General features: G+C 37.2%; 8 protein-coding genes. All 8 read left to right on the plus strand.

Annotation, left to right across the window (positions count from 1 at the left end; genetic code table 11):
* The first annotated feature begins 13 nt into the window (after positions 1-13).
* The 8 genes from ACE1ET_RS08060 (at position 14) to ACE1ET_RS08095 (ending at position 12474) form a co-directional block, all read left to right on the plus strand.
* Entirely contained in the window at positions 14-601 is a 588-nt protein-coding gene (locus ACE1ET_RS08060; protein ID WP_375727872.1) for a restriction endonuclease subunit S, read from the plus strand.
* On the plus strand, positions 591-2090 hold the full coding sequence (locus tag ACE1ET_RS08065; RefSeq protein WP_375727873.1) for a type I restriction-modification system subunit M: 1500 nt from the start codon (positions 591-593) through the stop codon (positions 2088-2090). The genes ACE1ET_RS08060 and ACE1ET_RS08065 overlap by 11 nt, the downstream gene beginning before the upstream one ends.
* A gap of 12 nt (positions 2091-2102) precedes the next feature.
* On the plus strand, positions 2103-3515 hold the full coding sequence (locus ACE1ET_RS08070; protein ID WP_375727874.1) for a Fic family protein: 1413 nt from the start codon (positions 2103-2105) through the stop codon (positions 3513-3515).
* A gap of 33 nt (positions 3516-3548) precedes the next feature.
* On the plus strand, positions 3549-4838 hold the full coding sequence (locus ACE1ET_RS08075; protein ID WP_375727875.1) for a restriction endonuclease subunit S: 1290 nt from the start codon (positions 3549-3551) through the stop codon (positions 4836-4838).
* A 6-nt stretch (positions 4839-4844) separates the two neighbouring features.
* Positions 4845-6587, plus strand: coding sequence for an ATP-binding protein (locus ACE1ET_RS08080; protein WP_375727876.1), 1743 nt, complete (start codon positions 4845-4847; stop codon positions 6585-6587).
* Between the two features lie 377 nt (positions 6588-6964).
* A complete protein-coding gene (locus ACE1ET_RS08085; RefSeq protein ID WP_375727877.1) occupies positions 6965-10228 on the plus strand; it encodes a type I restriction endonuclease subunit R in 3264 nt (1087 codons plus the stop codon).
* Position 10229: 1 nt separating this feature from the next.
* Entirely contained in the window at positions 10230-10937 is a 708-nt protein-coding gene (locus ACE1ET_RS08090; protein WP_375727878.1) for a M48 family metallopeptidase, read from the plus strand.
* A 406-nt stretch (positions 10938-11343) separates the two neighbouring features.
* Positions 11344-12474: a hypothetical protein gene (locus ACE1ET_RS08095; protein ID WP_375727879.1), complete on the plus strand. Its 1131-nt coding sequence runs from the start codon at positions 11344-11346 to the stop codon at positions 12472-12474.
* Positions 12475-12547 lie beyond the last annotated feature (73 nt).

A 12547-nucleotide genomic window follows, 5' to 3' on the forward strand; every position in this document is an offset into this window, starting at 1 on the left:
TACTAAAAAAAATATGAGATGTCAGTTAAATGATATTGCACAAATATATTACGGCCCTTATGAAAAGGCCAAAATAAAAGGAAACATAAAATATCTCGTTTCCAGCCACTTCGACGAACTTCTGGAGCCATCACTATTCAAAGAATCATTTGTGGATACCATAAAAGATGCTGACAAATACATTTTGCAGACAAATGATGTCATTGTTACAGGTAAAGGACAGCGGCTGTTTGCCTGGGCATATAAAGAAGAATTTGGTAAGACAATTCCATCTTCGCTCTTTTATATTGTCAGGCTAAAGAATTCCACAGGGATTATCAGTGAGTTTCTGTCCATTACCTTGAATTCTGAAAGAATAATACACAAATTGAAGGCATTAAGCGGAGGCACTTCCATCCCATCCATACAAAAAAAGGAACTGGAACAATTGATCATCAATATCCCAACTTTAGAAAAACAAAAACAGGTCATTGAATTATCAAAGCTCCTTGGAAAAGACGTGGATCTGGCAAATCAATTATTAGAAAAAAAGAAAGCCATAAAGACAGGTTTGCTTAATATTGCAATTAACCAGGAAATAAATGAATTAAATGAGCAATAAATTATCACAATCAACCATTAATGCTACAGTATGGAGAGCATGCGATACCTTTAGAGGAACCCTTGATCCGGCTCAATACAAAGACTATATTTTAACCATGCTCTTTGTAAAATACATTTCCGATGTACACAAAGAAAAAAAGGAAGAGTACGAAAAGAAATACAACGGCGATGAAATTCGTATTGAACGCGCATTAAAATATGAGCGATTTAAAATGCATGAAGAAAGTTCATTCGATTATCTGTACGAACAACGAAATGCCGACAATTTAGGGGAACTCATTAATGTAGCACTGGAAAACATTGAGGATGCTAACAGGGAAAAACTTGAAAAGGTATTCCGGAACATCGACTTTAATTCGGAACCTAACCTGGGACAAACCAAAGATCGTAACCGTCGTTTAAAAAACCTGCTAATGGATTTTGCAGTTTTGGACCTGCGCCCATCCAATCTGGAAGACAACGATGTGATTGGTGATGCCTACGAATTTTTAATATCCCGCTTTGCCTCCGACGCCGGTAAAAAAGCCGGTGAGTTTTACACTCCTCCCGGGGTTTCCACTCTGCTGGCTAAGCTGGTTGAACCTAAAGAAGAAGATCGCATTTATGATCCGACGTGCGGATCAGGTTCGCTACTTTTAAAAGCAGCAAGAGAAGTTGGCAGCCCTAATTTCTCGTTGAGCGGACAGGAAGTAAATGGAAGTACCTGGGCACTTGCCCGCATGAACATGTTCCTGCATGGAAGGGACAATGCTACCATTGAATGGGGTGATACTTTAAATAATCCCTTGCATAAAGAAAATGATACAATAAAGAAATTTGACATCGTTGTTGCTAATCCTCCGTTCTCACTGGATAAGTGGGGAGCCGATATGGCTGCTAGCGACCAGTACGGACGTTTCTGGCGTGGCGTGCCACCCAAAAGCAAAGGCGACTATGCCTTTATTTCCCACATGGTGGAATCTTTAAACGAACATGGACGTGCTGGCGTGGTATTACCGCATGGTGTATTGTTTCGTGGAAGTTCCGAAGGGAAAATCCGTAAAGCGTTAATTGAAGAAAATAAATTGAAGGCAGTGATAGGCCTGCCGGCCAACCTGTTTTTTGGAACCGGTATTCCGGCCTGTATTCTCATTTTTGACAAAAGCCGATCAACAGATAAGGGACAGGATAAAAATGTGTTATTTATTGATGCCAGCAGAGATTTTGAAAACGGAAAAAACCAAAACTTCTTACGAGAAGAAGATATTGACAAAATATACCAAACATATAAAAACAGGAAAAGTATTGACAAATACAGCTATGTAGCAACGTTGGACGAAATTCGGGAAAACGACTACAATCTCAACATTCCCCGTTATGTAGATACATTTGAAGAGGAAGAACCGATTGACATTGCAGCCACCCAAAAGGAAATTGAGTCAATAAAAAACGAGATGACAGCCGTGGAGGAGCAAATGGCTGCTTACTTAAAAGAATTAGGGTACTAAAACATTTGAAAAATGCCGTATAAAGAAAACTTGTTGCGAGCCGTTGAATTAAAAAAAGAACTGGATGCCTTTCGGCCCTTAACACAAGAAGTGGAACAGCGCATCATGCAAAAATTCAGGCTCGACTGGAATTATCATTCTTCTAATATTGAGGGCAATAAACTAAGCTATGGAGAAACCAAAGCCCTTTTGTTATTTGGCGTAACGGCTCAGGCGAAACCTTTGCATGACCATCTTGAAATGCAGGGTCACGACGAGGCCATAAAATGGCTGGAAGAACTGATTGCAGAAAAAAGACCTTTAAACGAAACTTTTATCTGCCAGTTGCATGAATTGATCCTGAAAGAGCCGTATGAAATGCCTGCTCAGACTCCTGATGGAAAGCCAACAAAAAGAATGATCACCCTGGGTAAATACAAAACAGTACCCAACCACGTATTGACCCAAACAGGTGAAATGTTCTATTTTGCAACGCCGGAGGAAACACCGTCCAAAATGGCGGACCTGATGGAATGGTACAAAAACGAATCTGCAAAATCAGATATGAATCCGGTTCTCCTGGCTATTGAATTTCATTACCGGTTCATTCGCATCCATCCTTTTGACGATGGTAACGGACGTCTGGCCAGACTGCTGATGAATTTTATTTTAATGAAACATGGTTATCCGCCGGCTATTGTAAAAACGGAAGACAAAGAGAACTACTTTGCAGCGCTTCAACAAGCTGATGCCGGTAACCTGGGTTTCTTTTTCGATTATGTCACCGCTCTGGTGAATCATTCCCTTGAACTGATGTTAAAAGGAGCCAGAGGAGAGAATATTGACGAAGACGATGATCTGGATAAACAACTGGCCTTGTTAAAACAGGAAGTTGATGCCGAAGATGAGGATAACGAAATAAAACTGGAATTAACCGAAACCGTGTTTGGACAATGCATGGAAAGCTGGTGTTTTACTTTGTTTGAAAAACTGGCAGCCGTAACGGTTAAGTTTAATGATTTTTACAGTAAGCCCGGTCATTCCGTAAGTTTTATGCTGGATGGTAAAGGACCATTTCGCACGTTTTCAGAGTTACTAAGCTTAAACGCTTTACAACAAATATATACCGTGCATAAAAACGATAAGGCTCTTTCAAAAGCCGAAGCCTATTTTGAAGCAGCTTTTGGAGCCTATAAAAAAGGGGGATTAAACCCGTTTGGGTGTATGTACCGGTTGACCGTTGATTTCGATAAATACAATTACAAGCTATCCTATCCGGTTTTCAGCCCGGATATAAAGCTACAAAAAAACATAGAAATACAGCGGTTGCTGCATAAACCGGTAAGCGACGAAGAAATTAACATGATTGTTAAGGCCTGGGGACAAACCTTATATGAGCATCTGCAATACAACAGAAAAAACCTTAACAAAAAAACGGACCAGTAAACCAAATCCCTGAGTTTGAAATGCATACAAGTTATGGAACGAAGCACAGAAAATAAAAACCTTAAGGAGAAAGAGCCTAGCAAAAACAGGGAAGGATTGTCTGCAGAAAAAGGTTCGAACAAAGGGTATAAAAAAACTATAATCGGCTGGATTCCGGAGGATTGGGAGGTAGATAAATTAAAAGAAGTAATTCACCTAATCTCAGGGCAACATTTGGATACTGATCAATATTCAGACAACAGTCACGAAACTCCATACTTCACAGGTCCAACTGATGTTACTTCTAAAATGTCAGAAGTAAAAAAGTTTTCTTCGCAACTTAACAAATTCGCTAATTATGGTGATGTAATAATCACAGTAAAAGGTTCTGGGGTAGGTACTTTGTTTATTTTAAAATTACCTAAAGTTATATTGGGGCGCCAGTTAATGGCTATTGATTCAAATATGATTAATAAACCATTTTGTTATTATTACCTTTTTACCAAGCAAAGTAGGCTTAAAGCTTTATCAAGTGGGAATATGATTCCTGGATTATCTAGGAATGACATTTTAAGTTTATCAATTCCCATCCCTCCTCTTCCTGAGCAACGCAAAATAGCCGAAATATTTTCCACATGGGATAAAGCCATCGAACACACCCAAAATCTGATTGCGCAACTTAAACTACGTAAAAAAGGTTTAATGCAACAGTTGCTTTCAGGCAAAACAAGGTTAAAGGGATTTAGTGGAGAATGGAAGGAAGTTCAATTGAAAGATATTGCAAATAGGCTAACAACAAAGAATGGAGAACTCAATGACAATGTCGTAACCATTTCAGCACAAAGAGGATTTGTAAAGCAGGAAGACTTCTTTAAAAAACGTGTAGCCAGCGATACTCTTTCAGGTTATTACCTGATTAAGAGAGGACAATTTGCCTATAATAAAAGCTACTCAAATGGTTATCCAATGGGTGCATTTAAAAGGCTTGATAATCTTGACAAAGCAGTTGTAACAACATTATATATTTGCTTTAATTTAAAAAACAACGTTGACTCAGATTTCTTAGTAAATTTTTTCGAGGCAGGTTTAATGGTCCGTAACTTAATGAAAATTGCACAGGAAGGAGGAAGGGCTCATGGTTTATTAAATATAGCCCTTAATGATTTCTTTTCACTGAAGATGACAATACCTGAAATTGAAGAACAACAGGCCATTGCCAAAGTATTAACTACTGCCGATAATGAAATAAAAAAACAGGAAGCTTACCTGGCACAATTGCAGGCACAAAAAAAAGGTTTAATGCAAAAGCTGTTAACCGGAGAAGTCAGAGTGAAAGTAAAATGATTAACCATGAATATAACCGAAATCATTCATTTAAAAGAGTCAGAAGACAGGGTGGAATTTAAAGAAGCCAAAGGCGGAAATTTTTCATACAACGGCGGCAGCAAACCCGAACCTAAAAAACGCAGAAGATGTATATTAGGTTACGTTACTGCCCTGGCAAATGAAGGTGGCGGATGCCTTGTGTTTGGGATAAAAGAAAATACTCCACACGAAGTTGTTGGAACACAACAAAGTCTGGATTCACTGGGTAATCTGGAAAGCAGTATCTACAATGATACTGCAATTCGCGTTTCAACTGAAGAATTATTTGATGAAGACGGAAAACGTGTTGTGGTGCTAAAGGTACCTTCACGACCTGCAGGAAAAGTTTTTAAGTTCGAAGATGTTGCCTTAATGCGTGTCGGTGAAGAATTAAAACCGATGTCGGACCAACAATATCTTAAAATACTACAGGAACAAGAACCAGACTTTTCACAAAAAATTTGCGATGGAATAACCATAAATGATCTGGACAATGAGGCAATAAATCGATTACGGGAGGCATATGCAAAAAAGCAAAATAATCCGCAGTTTCTGACATTAAGCAAAGAGCAAATGCTTAACGATCTTGATTTAGTGGCAGACGGGAAAGTCACAAATGCTGCAGTCATTCTGGTTGGGAAGAAAGAAATTATTAAAAATAAGATTCCCCAGTCTGCCATCCGTTTAGAATACAGAAAAGATGAATCGAAAATTGTTTTTGACCAACGGCATATATTTTCCGGCCCGTATTTCTTAGAAACAGATCAGCTCTGGGATACAATTAATTTACGTAACGGTTCAATCCCTATTCAGGATGGCCCCTTTATTTTCGATATCCCCTATTTTAACAAAGAAGTAATTAGAGAGGCAATTAACAATGCGGTTGCACACCGTAACTATGGGTTATCGAGTGAAACGATAATTAAACAATATCCGTCACGATTAGATATTGTAAGCCCCGGAGGATTTCCTTTAGGCGTTTCACTTCAAAACTTGCTGACAATTTCAAGTACCCCAAGAAACAGATTATTAACAGATGTATTGCAAAAAACAGGTATTGTTGAACGTTCAGGACAAGGAGTAGATAAAATATTTTACCAAACACTAAAGGAAGGCAAGGGCGATCCGGACTATTCTAAATCTGATGATTTTCAGGTTGAACTTCATCTTTTCTCAACAATAGAAGACAAAGCATTTGCACTGTTTATTGAGTCTATACAGGCTGAGCTGAATGACGATAAAAAGCTATCTGTTCAGGAAGTTATTCATCTGAGTCAAATAAAAAAAGGTAATAAGAACTTCCCATTTGACAAGAATGTGATCACCAAATTACTTGAAAGAGATTTAATAGAAAAAAGAGGTCGAACAAGTGGTACATATTATGTTTTGTCGAAAACCTATTACGAATTCGCTGATGAAAAAGGTAAATACAGCAAAACAGACTGGGATAATAATCAGGCTTTTATGTTGATCCTACAGCATCTTAGAAAATTTGAAGACGCAAAAATGCAGGATTTTGTGGATTTATTCCAGGGTCGCTTATCACGAAAACAAGTGCGGATTCTGGTAAAAAAACTGGTAGAAAACAATCAGTTAAGTCAACATGGACAAGGTAAAGGAACCTACTATAAAATTGGTGAAAACTACCTGAAAGGAATGGAGTTATTATCAAAAGCACTTGATATTGGGATGAAACAATTACATGACAATGGGGAATTTGAAGATTAAAGGGCCAAAAAGGGGCCAGAAAAAGGGCCAGAAAACGATGTTTTTTATAAAAATCAAACGAAAAACTGTTAATAACCCTTTGCAAATTGTTGATAACTACTGTTTTGAGAAAGTAATGAAAAGGACCAAAAATATTTTTAAAAGTTGTGTAAAAATTTTTACACGCCCTGGTGATTATTTAATCACAATAAATTTTGAGTTCTAATTAAAACGCAAGGCCCGGTACATATCGTGATGCATCGAGCCTCGAAACTCTGTTCTCCTAATATGGAAGAATGAGCGTGACAAATATACAATATTTGCAATGCAAAGGAAAGAAATTTAAAGAAATTTACACCTATCGGTATTCTGAACAACCAATAAAACAGTGAATTACTATGACAACCCCATCGTTTCTCGAAGATCATATTTCTCAGATTCCGGCACTTCAGTTGCTCATCAATATGGGTTATGAATATGTCACTCCACATCAGGCCATGAAATGGCGTAAGGGCAAAAACTCGGTGGTGATATTTGAAGAAGTACTGTTTACTCAACTGCAAAAAATAAACAGTTTTACCCGCAAAGGGAAGGAATACGAATTCTCTGAAGCCAATATCAGCTCAGCGATACTTGCCGTAAAAGAGTTACCGGTTCATGAGGGCATTATGACGGCCAATGCAGCTTTTTATGATTTAATCACACTGGGAAAGGCATTTGAGCAAACGGTAGATGGAGACAAGAAAAGTCATTCCTTGCAATACATCGACTGGCAAAACCCTGAGAACAATGCCTTTCATGTTACCGAAGAATTCAGCGTGGTTCGTGACGGCAGAACCGATACCTATCGTCCCGATCTGGTGTTGTTTGTGAACGGGATCCCCATGTGTATTGTTGAATGCAAAAGCCCTTCTTTAACCGGTACCAAAACCCCGGTAGAACTGGCCATTGAACAACACACACGAAATTTTAGTAAAAATGGCATACGTTCACTTTATGTTTACTCCGGTCTGGTATTAAGCCTGGCAACCAATGATGCCAGCTATGCAACTACCGGAACAAGTAAGGAGTTCTGGTCTAAATGGAAAGAACTGTTTTCTTCAAAAACCGCCGAAGCAAACTATTGGAATGCACTGAACAGACTAAAAAACACACCACTTACTGAAGAAAATAAAAACAAATTGTTTTCAGACAGATTCAGGTATGTCCGTCAATATTTTGACCGTATTGATGAGCAATCGATCGACGAACCCCGTAAATGTACCAAACAGGACGAATTGCTTTACAGCCTGTGTACACCTGTAAGAATGCTCGATCTGATCCGCAACTTTACCGTGTTCGATGATGGAGTAAAAAAAATAGCCCGGTATCAGCAGTATTTTGTGGTGAATGAAACCATTAAAAGAGTTTCCCGGTTTAATAACGCAGGAAAACGTACAGGTGGTGTCATCTGGCATACCCAGGGTAGCGGGAAATCCTTAACCATGGTAATGCTGGCACAGTTACTTGCATCCAACAAGCACATTTTAAACCCCAAAATATTATTGGTGACTGACCGTATTGATTTGGACGACCAGCTTTCTGATACATTTAAAAAATGTCAGAAAGAAGTTCGCCAGGCCAAAACAGGAACACATCTGTCAGGGTTAATCAGCGAAAATGATGATGCCATTATAACTACGATTATAAACAAGTTTGAGGCAGCCGTAAAACAATGTAAAGAACCTTTTGCGTCACCAGATATATTTATTCTGATCGACGAAGGCCACCGCACACAATATGGCAGCTTTAGTGTGAGTATGCAAAGGGTATTCCCAAATGCCTGTTTTATAGCATTTACCGGCACGCCTTTAATGAAAAAAGAAAAAAACACTGCCAGAAAATTCGGCGGATATATTGGTAAACCCTACACCGTAACTGACGCTGTTGAAGACAGTGCGGTTGTTCCCCTGTTGTACGAAGGCCGGCACAACCTGATGTCCATCAATGAAAAACCGTTAAACACATTCTTCGATAAAGTATCTGAACCCTTGAGCGATTACGGTAAAGCTGCGCTAAAACGCAAATTCAATACTATAAACGAGCTTAACAAGGCTGATCAGATCATTTATGCACGAGCCTGGGATATCAGCGAGCATTATACCGGTTTCTTCCAGTCAAGCGATACAGCATACAAACCCAAAGGACAATTGGTGGCACCTTCCATAAAAACAGCCTTGTTGTATAAGCACTATCTCGACGAAATCGGGAAGATTTCTTCCGAAGTGGTAGTGACACGCTCTGATCAGCGGGAGGGAATGGAAGATTCATACTATGACGACAACGAAGAAAAACAGAGAGAAGATACCTATTTCAAAGCCATGGAAGATAAATATGGCGATCTGAAAACCTTTGAAAAAAGTATTATTAATCAGTTTAAAAAACGTGACCATCCTGAAATATTAATTGTGGTTGCGAAACTTCTAACCGGTTTTGATGCACCTAACAATACGGTTTTATATCTGTGCCGCAGCCTTAAAGAACATACCCTTTTGCAGGCAATTGCCAGGGTAAACCGTGTATATCCGGGGAAAGATTATGGCTACATCATAGACTATTACGGCAATCTGGAAAATCTTGATAACGCATTAGATACATATTCCGGTCTTGAAGGATTTGACAAAGAAGATCTGGCGGGAACCTTAACCAGTATTGATGATGAAATTAAAAAGTTACCCCAGGCGCATGCCGAGATTTGGGATATCTTCAAAAGCCTGAAAGGGAAAAATCTGGAAGCCACGGCATACGAAGAACTACTTTCTGCGGAGGATATTAGAAATAAGTTTTATGATAAACTTTCTGTTTTTGCACGAATGCTTAAACTGGCACTTTCATCTGTTCATTATGTTAATAGTACAGAAGAAGTTAAAATTAAAAACTACAAGCAGGATGCAAAGTTCTTTTTAAAGCTTCGGGTTGATGTTAAACGAAGGTACAACGATGATATATCCTACAGGGAATATGAGCCACAGGTGCAAAAGTTAATCAACAAACATCTTTCAACGGATGGGGAAATTTTAAAAATAACCGATCTTGTTGATATCTTTAATAAGGAAGAACGGGAAGCTGAAGTAGAAAAGATAATTGGTAAAGCAGCACAGGCTGATCATATTGCCAGCCGGACAATTAAAGCCATCAACGTTAAAATGCAGGATGATCCGATTTTTTATACCCGGTTCGCAGACCTCATCAAACAGACCATTGAAGCATACCATCAAAAAAGAATTAGTGAAGCCGAATATCTAAAAAGAGCACAAAAATTTGAAGATGATTTTTTAAAAGGACGTCGGGAAGATGCACCGGAACAACTAGAAAAAAATGAGGTGGCTTTAGCTTTTTACAATTACAGTAAATCTGTTTACAACAATTTGGAACTTTTAAAAACACCTTTTCATATTGAAATGGGGTTAGCCATTGACCGGGTCGTTAAAAACAATATTTACCTCAATAACAAAAAGATTGTTGACTTTCACAGAAATGTTGATATAAGAGGAAAGATCAATATTGAGCTAAGTGACGTGATTTACGATCTCCTTCAAAAATATGATATTGGCCCCAATTGGGATGAAATCGATCATCTGATTGAAGAGTGTATGAAAATTGCCATACATAAATACAAGTAGTATGTTTAAGGAACAGATTAAATACGGTAATTCTACTATCGAATACTATTTAGACTTTGCTAATCGTAAAACTTTAGGCATAAAAGTATATCCTGATAAATCTGTTCATGTAATTGCACCAAATGGCACAAGTAAAAACAAAGTTTCCGGGAAAGTTTACAACAAGGCTGCCTGGATATTAAAACAGCAGGACTTTTTTTTATCATTTCACCCAATAACACCTCCCAGAAAATTCGTAAGTGGCGAAACACATTTGTATCTAGGCAAGCAATACCGTTTGAAACTCATAAGTGAAAACAAAGAGTCTGTTAAACTTCATGGCGGTAGCATAATTGTTTATACAAAGGATAAAGAAAATAAAGTGCATGTTGAAACTATATTAAAGGCATGGTTTAAATCTAAAGCGGAACAGCATTTTAATAAATTATTTGATGAACTTGTGCCACTTTCAAAATCTTTTTTTAAAGGAACACCGACTTTAAGACACAGATGGATGGATAAACGCTGGGGAAGTTGCAGCCCCAAAGGTGAAATTCTTTTAAATACTGAGTTGATCAAAACTCCAAAAAAATGTATTGAATATGTGATTATTCATGAATTATGCCATTTAGCACATCTCAATCACAGTGCAGCATTTTATGAGCTCCTGAATAAACTATCTCCCAATTGGAGAAAAACGAAAGATGAGCTGGAAAAACTGATGGTGTAATCTAAACCAAACTTTGTATTGATACTGTAATTCTATATTTTTGTAATCAGTCATAACGATGATTTCTACATATCTTTGTTCTTTTAGTGAGTCTGAAAATTCTTCCACCCTGGGCGGAATTAATTTCATTATTAATTTCGATTATATGTGCTTTTAGAAGCATTGGGAAACTATATATTAACCTTAAAATAAATTGGAAAACTATGAAGACAATTATAAAAAAAATTATAACTAAGGCTAAGCCGGTGTGGAACGTGGGTGGGCTAAAACAGACAAACAGGATTGAGCAAAGAAAACCTTTATAGGAGAATACGTTCCACCCGCCAAAAAACATTTTACTAACATAAATTATGAGGCTGTCCAAAAAGGCGGCCTCTTTTATTTTACCATAACTTTAAACTAAAAAATGAAACAAATTGAATTTACTCGAGAAGAACTTTACACAAAAGTCTGGGAGGAGCCCATTAATAAGTTTGCTAATAGGTTAAATATTTCGGATTACATAATTCGTAAACGTTGCAAAGAATTTGATATCCCTTTACCTCCCGTTGGTTATTGGTCAAAAATAAAACATGGCTATTGTGTAACAAAGACAAAATTATCAACAAGAACTTTTGATAAACCTATTATACTAGGTCTGAAAGAAGGGAATAAAGTATATTCCAATGAAACATCCATGATCAAAAAGAAGATAAAACAAGAATTAATTGATAAGTTATCAAGTTATATTAAGGTGTCATCAAAACTAACTAATCCTCACCCCCGGATTTTAAGCTCTAAAGCTTCTTTGGGTCAATGTTATTTATATAAAGGCATGTATGAATCAGGTAATAATGAATTTAATGTACGCGTCTCTAAGAAAAATATAAACAGAGCTTATGTACTATTTAATGCTCTACTTAAAATTCTTTTAAAAAGAAATCATGAGATCATTAGTCAGTACAACAATGTATTTATCCGTATGTATGGAGAAGACATTAAGTTATCCATAAAAGAAAAAATGAAAATAGTATACAATGATCCAAATGATTATCCGAGTAGAGAATTTATCCCTGCAGGAAAATTAGCTGTCATTTTAGGCAATTACTATACTCAAAAAGAATGGATTGACGGAAAAATTCTCCTGGAAGATAGAATCTTAGATATTGTTACATATCTTGAATATAAAACCTTAAAAGAAAAAGAGGAACGTATCCAAAGAGAGATCCAACGAAAGAAATATGAAGAAATCAGGAAACAAGAAGAGGAATTAAAACAATCGAGGAACCTGGAAATTTTGCGTTTCAAAGGTTTTATTAATCAGGTAATTTGCTGGAAAATTTCAATAACTATGCGGGAATATAGCAAAATGCACAAGTTGAATGTAAGCCCTCCAAATGAGGAAAATGATTTTTCGATTTGGGTAGAAAATAAGATAAACTGGTTTGATCCATTAATCAAAGCACCTGATGATTTACTTCGCGATGAAGAAAGAAATGAACTTTATAAAACATTAACTGAACACGAACAAAAGAGTGTAAATAAGGTCTTTTGGTAAAAATTCAAAACAAATAAATAATATGAATTGTATGTATCCTGTATGTATAAATAAAAAGCAGTTACAACTTATT

This window comes from Quyinboa mangrovi (genome assembly GCF_042219825.1).
Classification (GTDB): Bacteria; Bacteroidota; Bacteroidia; order Bacteroidales; family UBA5342; genus JBHJHP01.